The organism is Kitasatospora sp. NPDC001540 (assembly GCF_042894345.1).
Classification (GTDB): Bacteria; Actinomycetota; Actinomycetes; order Streptomycetales; family Streptomycetaceae; genus Kitasatospora; species Kitasatospora phosalacinea_C.
The window spans coordinates 18,547-38,016 of record NZ_JBIAVO010000024.1 but is presented as its reverse complement, the minus strand read 5'-3'; the positions used below and the strand labels follow the sequence as shown (position 1 = coordinate 38,016).

Here is a 19,470-nt window from a genome sequence, read left to right as displayed (position 1 = left end):
CGGCGGTCCGACTCCGGTCGAAGTCGAAGTCAGAGTCGAAGTCGAGAAATGACGATCCGATCGCCGGAATGCCTAACCCACCGCCACCTGGTTCGTGCGGATACCGACTGCTTTCCATGCCAACGGCGCAGTCGGTCCTTCGCCCACCCCCCGTTCGGTCCGCCCTCGGTTGCGGTGCGTAGTCGATCCACCCAGCATGACCAGGGATCTTGGTCGCCGGAATTCTCGACCAGCCATCAACCGATCGGCCCCGTAGCCGAGTTCAGGGAGGCCCCCCGTTGCTCCGGACCTCACCGGCCAGACACCTGGCCATCACCCTCAGTAGCGTCTGCATCCTCGCCCTCGCGGCCCCGGCGGGTGCCGAGGACACCGGCCCGGCCACGGTGGCGAACGGCACCTTCGCCTCCCCGACCGTCCCGTCCGGGCAGGACTGGGCGTACCTCGACATCGAGGGGTGGGACGGTCCGGGCCTGCTCTCCGCGGGGCGGGCCAACCACCCGCGGGGTTACCAGGCCGCCTTCCTCGCCACCCCCGGCTCGGGCAAGCCGCTGAGCACCCTGCTGCGCGACGTCCCACGGGGCGCCACGGTCACCCTGACCTGGGACGACAACCCGGACACCTGCGCGGGCAGCGACCTCCCCAAGCGCGCCTACACGGTGACGGTCGCGGGCGCCGCCGACCAGCCCGGCAAGTTCACCACCAACGACCCCAACGGGAAGGCGAACTGGTTCCTCGGCCGGTCCTACTCCTTCACCGCCACCGACAACTCGCCCCGGGTCACCTTCTCCTTCGACGCGTCCAACGCGAAGCAGAGCTGCCAGCCGTCCATCACCAATGTGGCCGCCAAGCAGACCGCCCCCACCGGACCGCCGCCCGGCGCGGCCGCCGCCTCCGACCCGTGCGCGGGCGGCTCGGCCGACACGCAGGAGTGCAAGGACGTCGGCAAGGCCAAGAGCGACATCGACAAGTGCCCGCCCACCAGCCGCGACTGCCTGAGCAGCGTCGCCGGGGACGGCCAGCAGACCAACGACGGGATCGGTCAACAGACCGGGGCCGTCAAGGACTTCGGGAACATCCCGCGCGACGAGAGCCCGGACGCCGCCGCCCAGAACCTCTGCCCGCTGTCGAACGCCCTCACCGACGGCCTCCCGCCCGCGTACATGGTCATCCCGCCGAAGCAATGGGGTCAGTGCTGATGCTCCGTCAACTCCCTTACACCACCGGCTCGGTTCTGCTCGCCACCGCCCTCGCCCTGACCGCCCCGCCGGGTGTCGCGCACGCCGCCGACACGGTCGAGGCGACCGTCCCGAACGGCACCTTCGCCGACCCGGTCGCCCCCGACAACGGCACCCAGGCCGGGCACGCGGGCTGGTCGCCGGAGAGCAACGGCGTGGTGTTCGGCAAGGGCCTGGCCCAGCACCCGAGCGGCTACCAGGCGGCCTCGCTGAACTGGAACGGCGCCCCGCTGACCCTGCGCACCCGACTGTGGGGCGTCAAGCGGGGCTCCACCACCACCCTCACCTGGGACGACAGCCCCAGCACGTACCGGGGCTGCACCCCGGAGCAGGTCAAGGACGGCCAGACGTACAACGTCTCGCTGATCACCGACGGGCCCGCGCCCGACCCGCAGGTCACCACCGCGGGCAGCGACACCGTCGGCACCGCCAACTGGACGACGGGGCGCAGCTTCTCGTTCACCGCGACCGAGGACAACCCGATGGTCTCCTTCGACTCGGCGGAGCCCGCCGGGTCGATGTCCTGCGGCCCGCTGATCACCAACGTGCAGGCGAAGCAGACGCCCGCGCCGGTCGACCAGAAGGTCCGCAAGGAGCAGCTGCCACCACCGAAGGCGTACCGCGGCAACGACCCGCTGGAGCCCGGCGTGGCGGTGGACGACTGCGAGGGCTCGCCGACCACCTGCACGTTCACCGTCGACAAGCGGTACTCGTACCAGTACTACGGGCAGACCCGGATCGTCGGCGAGGTGTACCTGAACTGCACCCGCAACGCGATCACGGACGACCGCAAGCTGGAGGTCACCGAGCCGCCGTACGACAGCCTCACCCAGTACTACGCGCTCAAGGGCGCGCCGCTGCTGCCCAGCCGCTCCGAACTGGCCAAGAGCCGCCCCAACGTGGCGAGTCAGGTCGAGGCGGGCTTCAGCGTGGCGGGCGGGAACGCGGCGGCGGTGTCCACCAGCAACCCGCTGACCTGGTCGCGGACCACCAGCAAGCCGCTGAACCCGGTGATCCAGCCCGGCGAGGTGAGCTGGATCGAGGTGCAGCCCGCCCGCGAGCGGGTGGTCGGCTCGTTCACCAACTCCCGCAACAACTACCGGCTGGACGCCACCTTCGACGTCCCCGCGACCTCGCTGCCGGACCGCTACTACCAGCGCACCGGCCCGCTCACCGAGGTCGAGCTGCAACGCTGCGGCGCCGCCCGCCCGACCGCCGGGACGCCCGACAACACGGCCGGCCCGGACAAGCGCCTGCTCCCGCTGGACGCCCCGCCGCAGCGTCTGCCCACCCGGACCGTCCCGCTCAACCCCTGATCCCTGCCCCCTGGAGTCCACCGTGCCGCTCACCCGCCTTCGCCTGCTGGCCGTCCCGCTCGGAGCCGCCCTCGCCCTCGCCGCACCGTGGCCGTCCGGCGCGGCGGACACCCAACCGGCGGTGGTGCCGAACGCGACGCTCTCCTCCCCCACCGTGCCCGCCGGGCAGCTCTGGGGCGGCGCCGCCGACGACTGGACCGGGGACACCCTCCTGGCGTCCGCCGGTCGCGCCGGTCACCCGCGCCAGTTCCAGGCCGTGGTCCTCGCCACCGCCACCTCGGCGCCGATCGGCACCCGGGTGCGCGGCGTCCGTAGCGGTGCGACGACCACCCTGACCTGGGACGACAACCCCGACTCCTGCGTCTCCTCCGGCGGCGGGCGGCCCTACACGGTGTCCGTCGCCGGAGCGGACAACGCGCCCGGCACGTACACCACCAAGGACGCCAACGGCCAGCCCAACTGGTCCATCGGCCGCAGCTACTCCTTCACCGCCGCCGAGGACGCCCCCGCCGTCACCTTCACCTTCGGCACCCCGAGCACCGACCCGACCTGCCGTCCGATGGTCACCAACGTGCAGGCGCTCCAGACCCCGCCGCCGCCCCCGACCCCCGCCGCCTCCGGCCCCTGCGCGGGCGACGGCGCGAGCAGCCCCGCGTGCACCACCGACGCGGGCAACAAGGAGAAGCTGGAGAAGTGCCCGGCCACCAGCCGGGACTGCCTCGACTCGGTCGCGGGCAAGGGCGAGAAGGAGAACGCCGGGATCGACCAACAGACCCAGGCCCTGGGCGAGTTCACCAACACCCCGCGCGAGCAGGACCCGAACGCGGCGCTCGGCGGCCTCTGCCAGGTGGCGAACCTGCACACCGAGAACCTCGAACCGGGCGACACCGTCCTCGCACCCGGCAGCTGGTGGTACTGCTGAGCCGCCGACCCCTCAGTCCAGCACGGTGAACTCCGGCCCCAGCGCGGCCCGCACCCGGGCCACGGTGCGCGGCCGGGGTTCGACCAGGAAGCGCCGCTCGGCGGCCCGCAGCAGCGGCAGGTCCATCGAACTGTCGGTGTAGGCGTGACCGACCGGCACGGCGATGCCCAGGTCGCTCAGCCGGGCGACTTTCTGCACGCCCAGGCAACCGCGCACCGGCCGGTGCGCGAAACGCCCGGGCGCCAGCTCGGCGGCCAGCACCTCGACGTCCCCCAGGCCGAGTTCGCGGCACACGGCGGACGCCAGCGGCTCGGCGCAGCCGGTCGCCACCACCACCCGGTCACCGCGCTCGCGGTGCTCGCGCAGCCGCTCCAGCACCGGCTCGATCCGCCCCTTCGCCGCGTGCTCCACCGCGAACTGCGCTGCCATCTGCGCCAGTTGGGTGGCACTGCGGCCCGCGGTGGCCAGCAGCACGAAGCCGCGCACCGCCCGACGCCGCCCTGCGGGCAGCAGGAACAGCGGCACCAGCACCACCGCCGCGGCCAGCGAGAGGGCCGCGCGCAGCCGCCCGTCCAGCATCGACCGCCGCAGGAACCCCGCGAAGGAGTCACCCCGACACAGCGTGCCGTCCAGGTCGAACACCGCCACGCTCGGCTCCGCCACCGCGCCCTCCCCGTCCGCGTCCCCTGTCCGCGTCCCCGACCCCGCCCGAACCGGACCGCCGGGCCCAGTGTGCCGCACGGTGGTTCCCGTACGGCACAGGGCCCGGCAGTCCGGTCGGTCGGCTCCGGTCGGCCTCGGTCAGTCGGTGCGGGCCCACTCCTTCCCGTCCGCCAGCCGGTACTGCGCCAGCGGGCGCCGGTCGGCCGGGTGCGGGGTGCCCTCGTACACGCCGTCCTCGGCCCCGGGCAGGGAGCGCTGGGGGCGCAGCGTCAGGCAGTAGTCCTTGGCGTTGAAGGTCTGGGCGACCACGGTGCTGATGTTGCTGCTGGACGGGCTGGTCACCACGATGTTCCTGACCGTCGTCCCGGTGCCGTCGACCGACAGCACGCCGACGGTGCGGGTCATCGCGCTGAGCATGCCGAACTGCAGTTCCTCGCCGATGCCGACGGTGAACTTCACCTGCGTGCTCTCGGTGTTGGTGCGCTTCCACTCGTGCGAGTAGGCGGCCTTGAAGGCCATCTGGAAGGCCGCGGTGGCGGTCAGCTTGAGCTGGCCGGAGCCGGTGACGCTGCCGCTGGTCGTGGTCGTGGTGCCGTTGGTGGTGTCGGTGTTGGGGCCCTTGTCCTTGGGCGCGGTGATGTCGGTGTGCGAGTTCTCGGTCTTGCTGGAGCCCGCCGCCGTGCCGGACACGTTGGTGGTGTTGTCGATGGTGCCCTCGACGGTGGCGGAGCCGGAGATCTCACCGGCCAGGTTGTCGGTGGCGCTCGACTCCAGCACCACCGTCCGGTAGACGCTGATCTTCTTGTTGGTGCAGTTGATGACGGTGTTGCCGACCGAGACGACGGCGGCGGTCCGTTCGAGGGCCAGGCCGGGGATGAATCGGAAGCCGCACCCGTAGTCGCGGCCGCAGCCGCGTGCGACGGCGGCCGCGTCCGGCAGCGGCCGGTCGCCGTCGAAGGCCTGCGCCACCAGTTCCTCGACGGCCTGCTGCGAGACCGCCTGCGACGAGGCTGCCTGCTGCGAAGCTTCCTGCGGCGGGGCCCCCTGCTGCGGGACGGCCTGCGGCGGGGCGCCCTCGTCCGCGAACGCCGGACCGGCCGTCGGGCCGCCCGCCAGTAGCAGCGCGGCGGCCAGCACCGCGCCCCGCCTCACCGCTCGCTCCAGGTGCCCTCGGCGGTGCGCGCGTGCACGGCGTCCGGTACCCGCCCCGGCGGCTCCGGCGCCACCTCCACCAGGCCCGGTTGCGGCAGTGCCCGGCCGGGCGGGCGCAGCGACAGGCAGACGTCCGGGCGGGAGAAGGTCTGCGCGACGATGGAGCTGCTGGTGGCGACGGACGGGCTGTCCACCACCACGTTCTTGATGAACCGGCCGGTGTGGTTGACCGACAGGATGCCGACCACCCGGGTGACGGCGTTGATGGCGCCGAACTGGATCTCGTCGTTGGAGGAGACCGTGAACACCACCCGGGTGGTCTCCTTCACGGTGGCCTGCCACTGCTTGGCGTAGGAGGCCTGGAAGGCGAGTTCGAAACTGGCCTTGGCGCCCAGGTGCAGGGCGTTGGAACCGGCCACGGTGCCGGTCGAATCCGTGGTGTCCTGGAACTTGTCCTGGGTGGTGGGGCCCTTGTCCTTGTTCGGCCCGTACTGGACGGTGCTGTTGGTGGTGCTCGTCGACTGGCTGCCCTGGGCGGAGGCGGTGACGGTGGTGTCGATGCTGCCGGTGACGGTGGCCTTGCCGGAGATCGAGCCGCTGATGTTGTCGGTGCTGCTGCTGGCCACCGTCAGGGAGCGGTCGATCTCCAGGTCCTCGCCCGTGCAGTTGATCGCCGCGTTGCCGACCGAGGCGACGGCGCTGCCGAACAGCCCGACGATCCGGTCCGTGATCCGGAAGGTGCAGGCGCCGGGCTGGTCGCACTGGGAGGCCACCTCCTCCGGCGAGGCCAGTTCGGTGTCACCGTCGTACGCCCGGGCCGCGGGCATCGGCGGCAGTTGCACCAGCCCCGCCGGACCCGTGGGCGCCGCGGCCTCCACCGGTCCGGCCACCGGGGTTCCCTCGGCTGCCGCGGCGGGCGGCACCAGACCGCCCAGGACGGCCAGCCCGGTCAGCGTGGCCCCGGGGACCAGGGCGGCGCACCGGCTTGTCCACCTGCCCCTCGGCGTCGTTCGCGTCGTTCGCGCTGTTCGCGCTGTTCGCGCTGTTCGCGCCGTTCGTTCTGGGCGTGCCGTTCGTGCTGTTCGTGCCGTGCGCGGGCGTGCGGAACCGACCACGGATGTGCTCCTCACTCGTCGACGACCCCCGTGCGTACCGGGCCGTCCGAGCGGGCACCGACCCGCGGACGGCCCCCCGGGCCCATCCTCCGCGAGCTTCGGATCGCAGGCGAACGGTCGGTCGCCGCGGGTGCGCCATTCGATGGGACGTCACCCGGTGGGACGTCAAGGAGCGTCCTGCGGTGGCGGATCAGCGCCGGTACGGGGCTTTCGCAGCGGGAGCCGGTGCTCGGCCACCACCCGCGCCAGGTCCGCCGGGTGCTCGCGCAGCAGCCGCGCGTCCACCCGGTCCGCCCGGTCCACCCCGGCCGCGCTCGACGCCTGCGCCAACTGTCGGGTGACGGAGCCGTTTTCCCTCCCGGTCCGGTCCGGCCCGCGTCCGCCCCGCGCTGTCCGCGTGCTACCGACGTGCCCGATCCAGCCCCCGCCCAGCCCCGGCCCGGCCCCGACCCGGTGCCGTCACCGCTCGGCGCGGCGGCGGCGCCGGTACTCCGCCAGCCACTCGCCGACCTGCTCCTCGTCGTGCAGGTAGGGCTGGCCCGGCCCGTGCCGCAGGTCGATGCCGAAGAGCAGGTTCAACGCCCACAGCGAGGTCTCGTCCCACTCCCGCCCGTCGTCCAGCAGCTGCCGACCGGCCCAGCGGTCGATGGCGTCCCGGTCCGCACCACCGTCCGCGACCGCAGCGAGCCGCCGCTCGATCCCGTCGTCCGCCACACCCGTTCCCCCTACGCCTCCGCCGTTTCCTCCGCCGCCCTGTCCGCGGCCTCCTGGGCGGCCATCACCTCGTCGCCGTGCGCGAACGCCCACGCCCCGAAGGCGTCGATGGCGGGCAGCAAGGTCCGTCCCAGTGCGGTGAGTTCGTAGGTGACGCCGGGGCGTCCGGGCTGCGACGGGTGGCGTTCGACCAGGCCGTTGTACTGCAGGCGTCGCAGCGTCTCGGTGAGGACCTTGGAGCTGATCCCGCCGATCCGGCCGCGCAGTTGGGCGGGTCGGCACGGCCCCTCCCGCAGGGACCAGAGCAGCACGGCGTTCCAGGTGTTGGAGAGCAGGTCGAAGGCGAGGCGGGCCCGGCAGTCGGCGAGCAGGCGGTCGGTGGTCACGTACCGAATGGTGCCCGATCGCCTCCCTAGGGTCGAAACCGAGACCGCAACCGAGGTCGACGTCCGGTGTCGGCAGCGGGGCGAAATCCGTTCGAACGGGAGTCAATTGATGAGGATCGGCATTCTGGGCACCGGCAACATGGCGGACGCGCTGGGCACCCACTGGGCGCGGGCCGGGCACCAGCTCACCATCGGCGGCCGCAACCCGGACAAGGCAGGGAAGTTGGCCGAACGGATCGGCCACGGGGCCCGATCGGGCGAGCTGCGCGCGGCCGTGGTGGACGCCGAAGTGGTGCTCGTCGCGCTGCCGTTCGGCACCGGTACGGAGGTGGTGCGGACGCTCGCCGAACCGCTCGTGGGGCGGACCCTGGTCGACTGCGCCAATCCCGTCGGACCGGGCTTCCGCCTGCTGACCGGCCACGGGCCGTCCGCCGCCGAGCAGTTGGCGTCCGCCGCACCCGGTGCCCACGTGGTGAAGGCGTTCAACCTGTGCCACGAGGACGTCTGGCGGATGCGACCCCCGGTCTTCGACGGACGCCCGCTCGCCGTCCCGCTGTGCGGCGACGACCCCGCCGCCCTGACACAGGTCACCACGCTCGTCCACGACCTGGGCTGCACCCCGTTCGCCGCCGGATCCCTCGACCGGGCCGGGCTGGTGGAGGCCACCGCCGCCCTCTTCATCGGCCTGTGGGTCGGCGGCGGCGCGGACGCCCAGGCCATCGCACCCCCGCTCGCGTACGCGGCCGGCCCCACTCCCGTCGCGAACTGACGCGCCGTCAGTCTTCTTGCTGGACCGCGCCGTCGTCGACCGCCGTGACCTCGGTCGACGACGGCCGGAAGTCAGCCAGCAGCCGGTGCGCGTACCGGTCCTCCGGAGCGAACTCCCGGACCGCCCGCCGGGCCTGCCGGAGCCGCCCCGTCTCGCCCAACAGCCTGACCAGGGCGTACAGCGCACCGCGGTCGCCGTCCGCAGCGCGCGCGTGCAGCTCCGGAGCCATCCCGCGGTCGCGCAGCGCCCGGTTGAGGCTCCTGCGCGCATGGACGTCGACCTGGGCGAGTCGGGCGAGCTCCGCGAAGCGGCCCGCTTCGGCGAGCAGCGCCATGTGCCACAGGTGGTTGCCATGGGCCCAGTGGTCGGTGGAGTAGCACTCGGACCGGGCGCTGACCAGCGCGACGGCGGTGTCCCAGTCCGCTGCGCGCTCCGCCTCCTGGGCCTGCTCGAACCATTCCATGCGGTGAGTATCACCGATCCCGCCCCACCACCTCCGGGCCCAGCTCTGCGGCCAACCTCGCCCAGGCCCGCTCGGGTACGCCCGGCCTGCCGGATCCGTCCGGCCCGCCCGGTCCGTCCGGGGTGAGGACGTGCAGGGCGACGTGGTCCGCCCCGGCTTCCAGGTGCGCGCGGAGCCGGGCCGCGACCGTCGCCGCGTCGCCGTGCGCCACCAAGGCGTCGACGACCTCCGGGCCCGGCGCCCGCCCGTCCGCCCGTCCGACCGGCCCCGAGCGGAACGACACAGCCCCACCTGACGGACGCTACGATGCGGAGGCCCACCCCGGTTGGTAAGCCGTCAGGAGTTCCGGTGCCCCCGAGCCGCCGCGCCCCCGCCTCGTCACCCCTGCTCTCGCCCTCCCCCTCACCCCGGCCGATGCGTGCGGACGCCCGCCGGAACTACGAGCGGATCGTGGCGATCGCCGAGGTGCTGGTCGCCGAACAGGGGGCGGACGTCTCACTGGAGGAGGTCGCCCGGGTCGCCGGAGTCGGCTCGGCAACGCTGCACCGGCACTTCCCCTCCCGGCAGCTCCTGCTGGAGACGGTGTTCAAGGGCCGGGTCGCAGCACTCTGCGCACAGGCCGACGACCGGGCCGCCGCACTGCCGCCGGAGACCGCGCTGACCGAGTGGCTGCACGACCTGGGCGCGCACGCGGTGGCCAACCGCGGCCTCGGCGTCTCCCTGCTCCGCAGCGCCCGGGAGGAAGCCGGTGGCGACCCGGGCTTCGGCGCCACCTGCCACGCGATGATCACCGCCGCCGGGCAGCGCCTCCTCGACCGCGCCGCGGCCACCGGCGCCGTCCGCTCGGACGTGCCGATCACCCAACTCCTCAAGCTGGTCAGCGCGATCGCCGTCACCACCGAGGACGACCCGAACGCCACCGCCGAGACCCGCCGTCTGATCACCCTCGCCCTGACCGGCCTCCGCCCCGCCTCCTGACCTGACCGGCCGGGGCCCGTCACGCTCCCCGGCCGTCGACTCGGACGGCGTGCAGCAGGTGGTCCGTCGGGGCGCGGTCGATCTTCCAGTCGACGTGGACCCCGACCGCGCCGTCGCGGCCGCAACGCAGCCCCACCGCCACCCACCGGACCGGCCCGTCGGCCGTCGGCCGTCGGCGAGAACCCCGCCGCCGCCCCGAACTCGCCTCCCCCGCACGGGTGTTCGGTCGCCTCCTGCCCGGCCTCCTGTCAGACCTCCACGCTGTCCGCGAGGAACGTCCTGCCCCCGCAGGCGATGCACTCCCGCGCCGCGCACCCCTCCGCGCCGTCCACCCAGACGGTGAACGCCCGCCCGCCGCACTCCTCGCACGGCGCCCGGCGACACCCCCTCCGGCGCACCCCCAACGCGCACTCCGCACGCACTCCGGCACGCCCGACCCACCTCGGACACGCCCCCGGATGCTGCCGGATGCCACCGGACACCCCGGACGCGCGCCGGCGCCCGGACGGTCAGCTCGCGCCGCTGCGGGCCGAGGGCCGCAGCCCGCAGGGGCGCTCCCCCGCGCGGCGGGCGACGAGTTCGCGGGCGGCGTCCGCGCAGTGCGGGAAGTCGAAGGCGAAGCCGGCGTCCTGCAAGCGGCCGGGGACCACGCGGCGGCTCTTGAGCAGCAGTTCGGTGTCCGAACGGAGGACGAGGGCGCCGAGTTCGGCCATCCAGCGGGTGGCGGGCAGGCCGATCGGCACGCCGTTGGCACGGCGCAGCTCGCGCATCAACTGCCGGTGCGGCAGCGGGTTGGGCGCGGCCAGGTTGACCGGCCCGGCGAGGTCGTCCCGTTCGACCAGGAAGCGCACCGCCCGGACGAAGTCGTGCTCGTGGATCCAGGAGACGTACTGCCGTCCGCCCGCGACCGGCCCGCCCAGGCCGAGCCGGGCCAGTCGGCAGAGCACGTCGAAGACTCCGCCTCGGTCCGGGCTGAGAACCATCGCGGCCCGCAGCGCGACCTTCCGGGTGCCGGGCGTGTCGGCCTCGTCCTGGGCGGCCTCCCAGTTCCGGGCGATCCGGACGCTGTACTCCCAGTAGTCCGGGACGCCCGGTTCGGTGCCGCCGATGATGCCGGTCGCCTCGTCGTTCGGGGCGTCGAAGCGGTGCGCGTAGACCGTGGCGGTGCTCATCTGCAGCCAGACCCGGGGCGGCCGTTCGGCGGCGGCGACGGCTTCGCCGACCACGCGCGCCGAGTCCACCCGGGAGTCCATCATCTGCCGGAGGTTCTGCGGCGTGTAGCGGCAACTGACCGTCCGCCCGGCCAGGTTGACCACGACGTCGGCGCCGTCCAGCTCCCGGGCCCAGGCGCCGAGGGTCCGGCCGTCCCAGGGGACGTGGTGCGGGGCGGTGGGCGTCCGGGTGAGGATCACCACCTGGTGCCCGTCGGCGCGCAGCGCGCGCTCCAGCATGGTGCCGACCTGCCCGGTCCCGCCGGGGATCACGTACTTCACGGGAAGAACGTATACCCAGGACTGAACGCGTTCAATTCCTCTCCCGCCCACCTTCCCCACCTGCTCTCCGGGCCGTCTGCTATCCATGGGGCTGTGCGCACCGACCAACCGGACCAGGCCGACCTCGCCCTCCTCCGCGACGCCTTCGACCCCGCCCCCGACGGCGCGGACGCCCTCGGCTGGGCCGCCGTGCACGCCTTCGAGGCCGAGCACGGCGTCGTGCTGCCCGAGCCGTACCGCACCTTCGTCGCCGAGATCACCGACGGCTCCTACACCGGCCCGCCCGACCACGGCCTGGTCGGACTCGCCGAACTCCCCTCCGACTGGGGCGGCGACCCCGCCGAGCGCGGCCTCGCCCGCCCGTTCCCGCTCACCGAGGGCTGGCTCTGGGAGGACGACGAGGAGATCCCCGAGGAGGAGGTGGACGCGCGCGTCGGACGGGTCCGCAACGACGGGTCGGTCGTGCTCGGCACCGACGGCTGCGGCATGTACTGGCACCTCGTCGTCACCGGCCCGCACCGCGGCCACGTCTGGTGCGTCACCGACGTCGGCGCCACCCCGTTCGGCGCCGAGTTCGGCCACACCGGCGCCGCCTCCGGCTTCGCGGGCTGGGTCGCCCACTGGCACGCCGGGCACCCCTGGTTCGACGCCGAGGCCTGACACCCCAGCCGTCATGCCCGCCGCCCCCGTCCCCGTCAACGGCGGCGCCGGAGCACCAACCGGAGGAGAACCCCGTGGAACTGCGGCAGTTGCGCTGTTTCGTCGCCGTCGCGGAGGAGCTGCACTTCGGACGGGCCGCCGAGCGGCTGTTGCTCGGCCAGCCCGCCGTGAGCCAGCAAGTACGGCGGCTGGAACGGGAGTTGAAGGTCGAGCTGTTCGACCGTTCGCCACGGTACGTCCGCCTGACCCCGGCGGGCGAACGCTTCCTGCCCGCGGCCCGGAACGTCCTGGCGGCCGAGGACGCGGCCCGCGCGCTGGCCGCCGACCTGGCCGCACCGACCGTGCTCCGGCTCGGCACCGTCGGCGGCCTCGGGGAGCGACTGGACGACATCCTGGACACCTACCGTCACCAAGCCCCGACCGTACGCGTCGAGTTGCACTCTGCCCCCGTCCGGGAACGTCTGACTCGCCTCTCGGACGGGCGACTTGACGCCGCCTTCGTCCGCGGCGCGCTCCCGGGCGACGACGGTCTGCGCTACCTGCCGCTCTGGCAGGACGAGTTGGTGATCGCCCTGCCGGCCGGTCACCCGCTCGCCGACGGGCCCGAGGTCGACCTCGCCGACCTCGCCGCGCTGCCCCTGCTGCTGACCGAGCGGCGCCACCACCCGGCCCTGGTCGACCTGGTGACGGACGCCTGCGCCCGGGCCGGCTTCCGGCCACTGCCCGGGCCGCCGCACCACACCCTGCAGAACACCCTCGCCGCGATCGGCACCGGCGTCCCGATGTGGACGGTGGTGTACGCGGCCAACGCCCGGATGCTGCACGCCCGCCGGATCGCCTTCCGCCCCTGCCGCACCCCGCTGGCCCTGCCGATGTCGCTCGCCGTCCGACGCTCCGCCCCGCCGCCGCGCCTTCTCCTGGAAGCCTGCCGCCACAGCGCCTCTCGACCCACCCCGACCAGCGACGATCAGGATTCGTGATCGCTGCGAGAGCGGATCGGGTCTGGGTGCGGACGGCCGGATCGGGTGGACTGGTGTCGGGCCGGAAGGACCGGCCCACAGCGCGAACACCGACGGACACCAGGAGCCGAGAATGCCGATCGTCACCATCCAGCAGGGCCCGCGCGAGGTCGAGCAGAAGCGCGAGCTGGTCGAGCGGATCACCGCGGCCTTCGTGGCCGCCCTGGACTGCCCGCCCGAGAGCGTCCTCGTGTGGATCCAGGAGTACCCGGCCGAGAACTGGGGCAAGGCCGGCAAGCTCACCGCCGACCAGTAGCACCGCAACCGCCGGGGCGGTCGGCGAAGCAGGGCGGGCAGCGCGCCCCCGCCTCGCCGACCGCCCCGACCGCCCCGACCGCCAGCGGCCCCCCAACGGTCGGCGCCCCCGTCGGGCCGCCGCGTCCTCAGGACGTGCCGAGCGGGTTGAGCACGGCGAACCGCCACTCCCCGTCGCCGCCCCGGCGGGCGACGTTCGCGGTGGTGCCGGAGGGGGAGACCCGGGTGCCGTCCGGCGCGTCGATCTCCAGCGTCCAGTCGGTGACCAGCAGCGCCGTGTCCGCGCCGACCAGCGTGTGCCGCTGGACGTTGGCGAGCCGGCCTCCGGCGGCGACCGTGCCGCCGATCTCCCGGCGCAGGGCCTCGCGGTCGGTGAGGACGGCCCCGTTGACCGTCCGCATCGACGCGCCGGGGGCGAAGAGCGCCAGCACGCCCTCCACGTCGCCCGCGTTGAGGCGCTCCTCGAAGAGGACGGGCAGGCGGGTGGGGTCGGTGATCCGGATGTCCATGACGGTGTTCCTTCCACGGTGTCGGTCCCGATATCGGTCCCGGTGACGGTGCCGGTACCGGTGGCGGCGCCAGTACCGGTGACGGCGCCGATGGCGGTGCGCGGGCCTCGTGCCGACGCCCCTCCACGGTCTCCGCCCGACGGTGCCCCGGGCGAGGTAGGGTGAGGACCCGTCATGGTCGAAAAGGGACAGCACGATGCCGGAGGAGCCGTCGGCATCATCGACCTCGCCTACGCCAATCCGCGACGTCCGCGTCTGGGGCTCGAGGTGCTCGGCTTCGACGAGCTGCGCCACCGCCTGCTCAGGGACGTCGCGCGCAGGCCGAGCCGGGTCGACTTCCACCAGTTGCTCCTGGTCCGCGGCGGCCACGGCACCGCGATGGTCGATTTCGTCACCCATCCCTGCGGACCCGGCACGCTGCTGCACCTGCGGCCGGGCCAGGTCCAGCGCTTCCCGCACGATCCGGAGAGCGGCGCCCTCGCCGCCCTGGACGCCGTCCTGCTGCTGTTCACCCCCGTCTTCCCGCCGCCCACGGCCGCGGTCACGGCGCTCCTGGACGACCCGGGACCGGCCGCCCGGCAACTGCCGCCCGCCGAGTACGGCGCGTTCGACGACGCGGTGACCGGCATCGCCGCCGAGTACGGGACGCTGGGCCGCCGCGGCGACGACGCGGACACCCTCACCGTGGAACTGCTACGACACCTGCTCGGCGCCCTGCTGCTGCGCACCGCGCGCCTGCCGCACCCCGACCCGCACCCCGACCCGCCCGCTGCCCCCGCCCCGGACGCCGAACTCCTCCGCGCCTTCCGCCGCGAGGTGGAACGCTCCCACGCCGTCACCCGCAGCGTCCGGGAGTACGCCGCGCGGCTCGGCTACTCCCCACGCACCCTGACCCGCGCCTGCCGGGCCGCCACCGGCCTCAGCCCCAAGCAACTCGTCGACGCCCGCGTCGCCCTCGAAGCCCGGCGGCTGCTCGCCCACACCGACCTGCCGGTCGCCGCGATCGGCCGCGCCCTCGGCTTCTCCGAGCCCACCAACTTCGGCAAGTTCTTCGCCCGCGAGACCGGCGACACCCCGGGCGACTTCCGCCGCACCCACCGCTGACCGCCAACCGTCACCAGGCGGGCGTCCCCCGCCCGACCCGTCGTTCAGCCGACGCCCGGCCCGTCCACCGGCTGCCGCACCCAGGGCGCCCGCCGCTGCCCCGGCTCCAGGTGCTCGCGCCAGTACCGGAAGACCACCCCGGTTGCGATCTCCAACTGCCGGGCGGCGATCAGCCCGGTCACCTGCTCCGCCTCGCCCTCATCGCACTCGAACGCGACCAGCACCCCGGGCGCCCCGCCGACCGCCCGGGCCACCGACTCCTCCTCGGCGGCCGTCGGCGCGCGGAACACCGGGTCGTGGAACTGCTCCGTCGGGCACCGGACGAACAGCGGCTGGTGGAAGCGGAGCTCGAGTCCGTGGTGGTACGTCAGGTCGTAGCCCGCGCCCAGCACGAACAGCTCCGGCGTCGTGGAGACCACGTCCCAGTCCCACCACGCCCCCTCCGGCAGCTCCGGCACCACCTGCACCACCCGCCTCTCCCGTTCCCCACCGACAACGACCTGAGCACCCTGGCGCGGGCTCAGAGGTCGTCCGCCCAGGGCGGGTTGGCGCCGGGGACGGCGACCGTGCGGGCGGCGACGTGGGCGGCGAAGGCGCAGGCGCGTTCCAGGTCGTCCGGGGTGAGGGAGTCGAGGCGGCCGCCGAGGTGGCCCTGGACGGCGAGGGAGTGCAGCAGCCCGGCGGTGAAGGAGTCGCCCGCGCCGACGCTGTCGACCACCGGCGTCACGGGCGCGGCGACCCGGACGCGGCGGCCGTCCAGCGAGGCGAGCGCGCCGCGTTCGGCGAGCGTCACGACGACCAGCCGGGCGCCCGCCCGGTGCCAGCGGTCGCAGGCGTCCTCGGGGGTGGCGCCGGGCAGCAGGACGTCCAGGTCGTCCTCGCTCAGGCGCAGCAGGTCGGCCAGTTCGCACCAGCGGTCGAGGCGTTGCCGGTAGGCGTCGGGGGCGACCAGCAGGGTGCGGACGTTGGGGTCGATCGACACGGTGGCGTACGGGCGGGCTTCGGCGAGCAGGTTCTCGATCCGCGGGCCGCCGGGTTCGCGCACCAGGGCGAGCGAGCCGGTGTGCAGGCACACCGATCCGTCGTGGCGGGCGGCGGCGAGTTCCTCGCGGGTCCACTGCCAGTCGGCGGTGCCCTCGGCGTGGAAGGAGTACGTGGCGCGGCCGTCGCCGTCGAGCGCGGCCAGGGCGAGGGTGCTGGGTTGGGCGGCCGCGACGGTGGCCGTCAGGTCGACGCCGGAGCCGGTCAGGTGGGTGCGGAAGAGCGCGCCGAACGGGTCGGCCGAGATCCGGCCGACGAACCGGGTGGGCGTGCCCAGTCGGGCCAGCGCGACCGCGGTGTTCGCCGGACCGCCCCCGGGCAGCACCCGCAGCGCGAGTTCGCCCGGCCGGGCCCCGTCGCGTTCGACGAAGGCGTCGGCGACGCACTCCCCGATCACGGTGATCTGCCGACCCGCCATCGCAACCAGCCTCTCGACAACTCTCGACTGCTCTCAGCCGGAGGAACGCACATCCGGCGGTCCGGACTCCATCATCGCGGCCCGCCCGTGGTCAACGCGCGGGGCGTCGGCCGGGTCACCGCCCCGGTGTTCCCTCCGGCCGGTGTCCACCCGGCGTCCCCCGATGTACGTTTCAGCGCGCTCGATCGGGTGCCCCCGATCAAATGGGAGCGCTCCCAGAAGTCTTGACGACCCCTCGGGCCGTCTGGCTTCATATGGCAGGCCCGCAAGGGCTGCCAGTGGGAGCGCTCCCGGAAGCCTCGCCACGGAACCGTCCTGTCCCTACTCCCCAGCACCACGAACGTCTCGGACCACCCCACCCCCACCGGACGCCCCCCACGCGTCCAGAGAGGAACGAGACCCATGCACCTCCAACTGCGCCGACGCCTGTCGCGCCGAGTGGCGGGCTGCGCCGCGGCCCTGGCCGCCGCGCTCGTCACCACGTTGGCCGCCCCGGCGGTCCCCGCGGCCCAGGCCGCCACCAGCACGACCACCACCACCGCGGCCGCCGCCACCGCGGGGGCCGGGTACTGGCACACCAGCGGTCGGCAGATCCTGGACGAGGCCGGGAACCCGGTGCGGATCGCGGGCATCAACTGGTTCGGCTTCGAGACCTCCAACTACGTGCCGCACGGCCTGTGGAGCCGCGACTACAAGTCGATGATCGACCAGATGAAGTCGCTGGGCTACAACACCATCCGGCTGCCGTACAGCGACGACATCTTCAAGGGCACCACCCCGAGCAGCATCAACACCTCCGGCGGGATGAACGCCGACTTGGTCGGCCTGAGCTCGCTCGGCGTGATGGACAAGCTGGTCAACTACGCGGGCAGCATCGGCATGAAGGTCATCCTGGACCGCCACCGCCCGGACTCCGCCGGGCAGTCGGCGCTCTGGTACACCGCCTCGGTGCCGGAGTCGACCTGGCTGACGAACCTGAAGGCGATCTCCGCCCGGTACGCGGGCAACTCCGCCGTGATCGGCATCGACCTGCACAACGAGCCGCACGACCCGGCCTGTTGGGGCTGCGGCGACACCTCCACCGACTGGCGGCTGGCCGCTCAGCGCGGCGGCGAGGCGGTGCTGTCGGCCAACTCGAAGCTGCTGATCTTCGTCGAGGGCGTGCAGAGCTTCAACGGCAGCTCGTACTGGTGGGGCGGCAACCTGCAGGGCGCGGGGCAGTACCCGGTCCAACTGAGCGTCCCCAACCGGGTGGTGTACTCGGCGCACGACTACGCGACCAGCGTCGCGCAGCAGACCTGGTTCTCCGACCCGAGCTTCCCGTCGAACATGCCGGGCGTGTGGGACAAGAACTGGGGCTACCTGTTCAACCAGAACATCGCCCCGGTGTGGGTCGGCGAGTTCGGCACCACGCTCCAGTCGACCACCGACCAGGCCTGGTTGAAGGCCCTGGTGCAGTACCTGCGGCCGACCTCGACGTACGGCGCGGACTCCTTCCAGTGGACGTACTGGTCGTGGAACCCCAACTCCGGTGACACCGGCGGCATCCTCAACGACGACTGGACCACGGTCAACACCGTCAAGGACGGCTACCTGGCCTCGATCAAGGCCCCCGGCTTCGGCTCCACCGGCGGCAACACCGGCGGCGACGTCCAGGCTCCTTCCGTGCCGGGCGGGTTGACCGTGACGGGCACCACCGCGAGCAGCGTGGCGCTGTCCTGGACGGCGTCCACCGACAACACCGCGGTCACCGGCTACGACGTGTACCGCAACGGGACGAAGGTCGGCTCGTCGACCGGAACCTCCTACACCGACAGCGGGTTGAGCGCGGCGACGGCGTACAGCTACACCGTCCGGGCGAAGGACGCGGCGGGCAACGTGTCGGCCGCCTCGGCGGCGGTGACGGCGACCACCGCGACCGGCGGCACCGGCACCAGCTCCGGGTGTTCGGCGACGGTCAGCCTGAACGACTGGGGCAGCGGCCTGACCGCGACGGTCACCGTCACCAACACCGGCACCGCGCCCACCAAGGGCTGGCAGGTCTCCTGGGCGTGGCCCACCAGCCTGCAGATCAGCGGGAGTTGGGGCGCCAACGTGACCCGCAGCGGGCAGACCGTCACCGCGACGAGCCTGTCCTACAACGGGGCGCTGGCCCCGGCGGCGTCCACCTCGTTCGGTGTCCAGGCGACCCGGACCGACGCCTCGGCGGCGGCGACCGCGACGGCGGTGTGCACCGCGACCTCCTGATCGCCACCGCACCACGCCCTGCGCAACACCCGTTCACCGTCGGCCGGTTCCTCCGGTCGGCGGTGAACGTGCCCGTGGGGTACGGCGCTTGGGCCGGTTCGTCGAGCGGTTCGACGACCGGTTCGACGACTCAGGCCGTGCGGTGGGCCTCCAGGAAGCCCGCGCCGTCGAAGCCTCCGACGGGCGGCAGTTCGCGGCCGAGGCTCGCGGCGAAGGCGTCGATCGCGGTGAAGTCGGTCCGCCAGCCGTGCGCGTCCAGCCAGTCGGCGGTGCCGGAGCCGAGGCCGCCGCGCCACAGGGCGGTCATCTCGGTGAGCCCCGCCTCGGCCGGGACCTCGGTCAGGTCGCGCCCCTGCTCGGTCAGCAGTCGGCTTCCGGGCGCGGACAGGTCGCCGACGGCGGTGAGGAGTCCGGCGGCCTGGTCGGCGTCGAGGTAGACCAGCAGTCCTTCGGCCAGCCAGTCGGTGGGCCGTGCGGGGTCGAACCCGGCGGCCAGCAGCCGGCCCGTCCAGGCGGGGTCGGCCAGGTCGGCGGGCAGCGCGGTGCGCTCGCAGGCCGCCTCGGCCCCCTGCTCGTCGAGGACCCCCTGCTTGAAGTCCAGGACGGCGGGCAGGTCGAGCTCGAACAGCCGGGTGCCGGACGGCCAGGACAGCCGGTGGGCGCGGGTGTCGAGCCCGGCGGCGAGCAGCACGACCTGGCGGGGGCCGAGGGCGGGCAGCCGGTCGTCGTAGAAGCGGGTGCGCATGACGCCCCGGGCGACCAGCAGCCGGGCCAGCGGCCCGGCCGGGCCCCCGGTGGGCAGCGGGGTGCCGGAGGCCTCGAGGAAGGCCAGGGCGTACGGGTCGGTGAACAGCGGCTCCGGTCGGCTGCTCTCGTAGGCGCGCACCCGGGCCACCGAGAGTGCGGTGCGGGAGACGGGGCTCAACTGGGCGGCGCGGTGCGTGCCGGGGTCGGAACCGACGGGCTCGTTGGTCGTCATGCCGCAAAACTACATCTCCACAGATGCATCTG

General features: G+C 73.7%; 23 protein-coding genes. 10 read left to right on the top strand and 13 right to left on the bottom strand.

Translation table 11 applies throughout. The annotated features are described in order from the left end of the window. Window positions 1-278 precede the first annotated feature (278 nt). From ACFY00_RS25495 to ACFY00_RS25485, 3 genes are read left to right on the top strand one after another with little or no spacing between them, the layout of a single operon-like run. Complete coding sequence (locus ACFY00_RS25495; RefSeq protein WP_388033874.1) at window positions 279-1,196, top strand: hypothetical protein; 918 nt, start codon at window positions 279-281, stop codon at window positions 1,194-1,196. Further along, complete coding sequence (locus tag ACFY00_RS25490) at window positions 1,196-2,551, top strand: hypothetical protein (RefSeq protein ID WP_388033873.1); 1,356 nt, start codon at window positions 1,196-1,198, stop codon at window positions 2,549-2,551. Before ACFY00_RS25495 ends, ACFY00_RS25490 begins: the two co-directional genes overlap by 1 nt. Before the next feature lie 22 nt (window positions 2,552-2,573). Continuing rightward, window positions 2,574-3,473 (top strand): hypothetical protein, encoded by a 900-nt coding sequence (locus tag ACFY00_RS25485; RefSeq protein WP_388033872.1) that lies wholly within the window; start codon window positions 2,574-2,576, stop codon window positions 3,471-3,473. Between the two features lie 12 nt (window positions 3,474-3,485). Here ACFY00_RS25485 and ACFY00_RS25480 read toward each other — a convergent pair whose 3' ends face one another. The 6 genes from ACFY00_RS25480 to ACFY00_RS25455 form a co-directional block, all read right to left on the bottom strand. Next, window positions 3,486-4,136, bottom strand: coding sequence for a haloacid dehalogenase-like hydrolase (locus tag ACFY00_RS25480; protein WP_388033871.1), 651 nt, complete (start codon window positions 4,134-4,136; stop codon window positions 3,486-3,488). A gap of 138 nt (window positions 4,137-4,274) precedes the next feature. Continuing rightward, window positions 4,275-5,288: a hypothetical protein gene (locus tag ACFY00_RS25475; protein WP_388033870.1), complete on the bottom strand. Its 1,014-nt coding sequence runs from the start codon at window positions 5,286-5,288 to the stop codon at window positions 4,275-4,277. Further along, window positions 5,285-6,178: a hypothetical protein gene (locus tag ACFY00_RS25470; RefSeq protein ID WP_388033869.1), complete on the bottom strand. Its 894-nt coding sequence runs from the start codon at window positions 6,176-6,178 to the stop codon at window positions 5,285-5,287. The genes ACFY00_RS25475 and ACFY00_RS25470 overlap by 4 nt, the downstream gene beginning before the upstream one ends. A gap of 390 nt (window positions 6,179-6,568) precedes the next feature. Continuing rightward, entirely contained in the window at window positions 6,569-6,733 is a 165-nt protein-coding gene (locus tag ACFY00_RS25465; protein WP_388033868.1) for a hypothetical protein, read from the bottom strand. A 129-nt stretch (window positions 6,734-6,862) separates the two neighbouring features. After that, entirely contained in the window at window positions 6,863-7,117 is a 255-nt protein-coding gene (locus tag ACFY00_RS25460) for a hypothetical protein (RefSeq protein WP_388033867.1), read from the bottom strand. A gap of 11 nt (window positions 7,118-7,128) precedes the next feature. Beyond that, window positions 7,129-7,503 carry a winged helix-turn-helix transcriptional regulator gene (locus ACFY00_RS25455; RefSeq protein ID WP_388033866.1) on the bottom strand — a complete coding sequence of 125 codons (375 nt, stop codon included), beginning with the start codon at window positions 7,501-7,503 and terminating at the stop codon, window positions 7,129-7,131. A 109-nt stretch (window positions 7,504-7,612) separates the two neighbouring features. Between ACFY00_RS25455 and ACFY00_RS25450 the strand changes: the two genes are divergently transcribed. Next, on the top strand, window positions 7,613-8,272 hold the full coding sequence (locus tag ACFY00_RS25450; RefSeq protein WP_388033865.1) for an NADPH-dependent F420 reductase: 660 nt from the start codon (window positions 7,613-7,615) through the stop codon (window positions 8,270-8,272). Window positions 8,273-8,279: 7 nt separating this feature from the next. On the opposite strand, the gene ACFY00_RS25445 is transcribed toward ACFY00_RS25450, so the two are convergent. Beyond that, complete coding sequence (locus ACFY00_RS25445) at window positions 8,280-8,735, bottom strand: hypothetical protein (RefSeq protein ID WP_388033864.1); 456 nt, start codon at window positions 8,733-8,735, stop codon at window positions 8,280-8,282. 10 nt (window positions 8,736-8,745) lie between these two features. Continuing rightward, complete coding sequence (locus tag ACFY00_RS25440) at window positions 8,746-9,018, bottom strand: hypothetical protein (RefSeq protein WP_388033863.1); 273 nt, start codon at window positions 9,016-9,018, stop codon at window positions 8,746-8,748. 131 nt (window positions 9,019-9,149) lie between these two features. Between ACFY00_RS25440 and ACFY00_RS25435 the strand changes: the two genes are divergently transcribed. Beyond that, a complete protein-coding gene (locus ACFY00_RS25435; RefSeq protein ID WP_388033862.1) occupies window positions 9,150-9,713 on the top strand; it encodes a TetR/AcrR family transcriptional regulator in 564 nt (187 codons plus the stop codon). Window positions 9,714-10,222: 509 nt separating this feature from the next. Here ACFY00_RS25435 and ACFY00_RS25430 read toward each other — a convergent pair. Further along, a complete protein-coding gene (locus tag ACFY00_RS25430) occupies window positions 10,223-11,206 on the bottom strand; it encodes a TIGR01777 family oxidoreductase (RefSeq protein WP_388033861.1) in 984 nt (327 codons plus the stop codon). Between the two features lie 93 nt (window positions 11,207-11,299). On the opposite strand from ACFY00_RS25430, the gene ACFY00_RS25425 reads away from it, so the two are divergent. The 3 genes from ACFY00_RS25425 (at window position 11,300) to dmpI (ending at window position 13,141) form a co-directional block, all read left to right on the top strand. Next, entirely contained in the window at window positions 11,300-11,866 is a 567-nt protein-coding gene (locus ACFY00_RS25425; RefSeq protein WP_388033860.1) for an SMI1/KNR4 family protein, read from the top strand. Window positions 11,867-11,940: 74 nt separating this feature from the next. Continuing rightward, window positions 11,941-12,846 carry a LysR substrate-binding domain-containing protein gene (locus tag ACFY00_RS25420; protein ID WP_388033859.1) on the top strand — a complete coding sequence of 302 codons (906 nt, stop codon included), beginning with the start codon at window positions 11,941-11,943 and terminating at the stop codon, window positions 12,844-12,846. A gap of 112 nt (window positions 12,847-12,958) precedes the next feature. Further along, window positions 12,959-13,141 carry a 4-oxalocrotonate tautomerase DmpI gene (gene dmpI, locus ACFY00_RS25415; RefSeq protein ID WP_388033858.1) on the top strand — a complete coding sequence of 61 codons (183 nt, stop codon included), beginning with the start codon at window positions 12,959-12,961 and terminating at the stop codon, window positions 13,139-13,141. 127 nt (window positions 13,142-13,268) lie between these two features. Here dmpI and ACFY00_RS25410 read toward each other — a convergent pair whose 3' ends face one another. Then, window positions 13,269-13,649 carry a YybH family protein gene (locus ACFY00_RS25410; protein ID WP_388033857.1) on the bottom strand — a complete coding sequence of 127 codons (381 nt, stop codon included), beginning with the start codon at window positions 13,647-13,649 and terminating at the stop codon, window positions 13,269-13,271. Between the two features lie 174 nt (window positions 13,650-13,823). Between ACFY00_RS25410 and ACFY00_RS25405 the strand changes: the two genes are divergently transcribed. Continuing rightward, on the top strand, window positions 13,824-14,753 hold the full coding sequence (locus tag ACFY00_RS25405) for an AraC family transcriptional regulator (RefSeq protein ID WP_388033856.1): 930 nt from the start codon (window positions 13,824-13,826) through the stop codon (window positions 14,751-14,753). A gap of 44 nt (window positions 14,754-14,797) precedes the next feature. On the opposite strand, the gene ACFY00_RS25400 is transcribed toward ACFY00_RS25405, so the two are convergent. Both ACFY00_RS25400 and ACFY00_RS25395 read right to left on the bottom strand, forming a co-directional pair. Beyond that, window positions 14,798-15,223, bottom strand: coding sequence for a hypothetical protein (locus tag ACFY00_RS25400; RefSeq protein WP_388033855.1), 426 nt, complete (start codon window positions 15,221-15,223; stop codon window positions 14,798-14,800). A 50-nt stretch (window positions 15,224-15,273) separates the two neighbouring features. Further along, window positions 15,274-16,212, bottom strand: coding sequence for a carbohydrate kinase (locus ACFY00_RS25395; RefSeq protein ID WP_388033854.1), 939 nt, complete (start codon window positions 16,210-16,212; stop codon window positions 15,274-15,276). A gap of 402 nt (window positions 16,213-16,614) precedes the next feature. Here ACFY00_RS25395 and ACFY00_RS25390 point away from each other — a divergent pair, with 402 nt between their 5' ends. Continuing rightward, window positions 16,615-18,459 (top strand): cellulase family glycosylhydrolase, encoded by a 1,845-nt coding sequence (locus ACFY00_RS25390; RefSeq protein ID WP_388033853.1) that lies wholly within the window; start codon window positions 16,615-16,617, stop codon window positions 18,457-18,459. Between the two features lie 130 nt (window positions 18,460-18,589). Here ACFY00_RS25390 and ACFY00_RS25385 read toward each other — a convergent pair whose 3' ends face one another. Next, window positions 18,590-19,438 (bottom strand): SAM-dependent methyltransferase, encoded by an 849-nt coding sequence (locus ACFY00_RS25385; RefSeq protein WP_388033852.1) that lies wholly within the window; start codon window positions 19,436-19,438, stop codon window positions 18,590-18,592. Window positions 19,439-19,470: the final 32 nt, after the last annotated feature.